This window comes from Ruminococcus sp. OM04-4AA, from assembly GCF_003462585.1.
GTDB lineage: Bacteria > Bacillota > Clostridia > Lachnospirales > Lachnospiraceae > Mediterraneibacter > Mediterraneibacter faecis.
The window spans coordinates 1-1,098 of the sequence record NZ_QTZH01000156.1 but is presented as its reverse complement, the minus strand read 5'-3'; the positions used below and the strand labels follow the sequence as shown (position 1 = coordinate 1,098).

Sequence of the window (1,098 nt, the reverse complement as noted above, 5' to 3'; positions counted from 1 at the left end):
ATTATGCAAATCTGTTAGAAATCTCGGAAAAAGATGCCAAGAAAGAAATCGAAGAGGATTTTAATGAGAGTATCCAACAGCAATTTGATGATTCCGATAACATTACGGACAAAGGAATTGCTGATTATGCGAAAAAACTGGTAGAAGTAAAGAAATTGGCAAAATACAAAGTACAGGATGTGAAAGAAGAGGATGGAGTCTATACAGTAAGTGTACAAGTTGAACCATCCAATGTATTTCAGACATTGCAGCAGAGCTCCGCAGAAGTCAGCAAGGAAAAGATTGCACAGGGAATGAAAGAAACAGATCCGGGTGTATTTGCATCTGTTTTAACGGAAAGCGTGCAGAAGAGCATTGATAAGAACAGCTATGGAGATCCGGTGACAGTAACTGTAAAAGTGGAAAAGAACCATTCCGGGACGTATGAGCTGTCTGAAACCGAAAGAAGCAAGCTGGAGACAGCGATGTTTCCAACAGAATAACTGAATATGGAAAAAGTGGACTGCCGGGGGTAAAATCCTGGCAGTTTTTTTATCAAAGTATGCAAGAGAAACTGCCAGTGGCAGGTTCTCTGTATGCATGATGCACTGAATCGTGTGACAGAAGTCATTAGAAGCAATGGAACAAAGACAGAAGTATCTTACGATGCAGAAGATCATATCACAAAGATTGTGAATACCTGTGGTTCCTGCGGCAAAGTAATCAGTACTTATGAGTACAAGTACAATGATCAGGGATATGTAGTTGGAGAAACAGCTACGGAACTGGAAGCCGGAACAAGAAAGACGCCAAGCTGGGAAGACTGGTATAACTGGGGCGATACACAGAAAGAGACAAGCAAAGCAGACTGTGAGCATCAGGAAAAAGAGATCCAGACAACACGTACTTATGAGTATGATGACAACTGGGAACTGACACGCTGTACGGAAAAAGCAGAGGGCGGTAAAAAGACAGTCCATAATTATACGTATGACAAGATCGGAAACCGAACCTCTTACGAGAAGATCGAAGATGGTGTCAGCAAAGCAAAATATAACTATAAGTACAACGATTCCAACCAGCTCATCAAACGCACGAATGCAAAGATCTGGGGCGATC

General features: G+C 41.8%; 2 protein-coding genes. Both read left to right on the top strand.

Annotation, left to right across the window (positions count from 1 at the left end):
- Nucleotides 1-482 (top strand): hypothetical protein (locus tag DXB52_RS15875; protein ID WP_118108088.1); only part of this gene is annotated, 482 nt, incomplete at its 5' end.
- A 93-nt stretch (nucleotides 483-575) separates the two neighbouring features.
- Nucleotides 576-1,098, top strand: a 523-nt coding sequence (locus DXB52_RS15870; RefSeq protein ID WP_472520588.1) for a hypothetical protein, incomplete at its 3' end; no start/stop codon positions are given.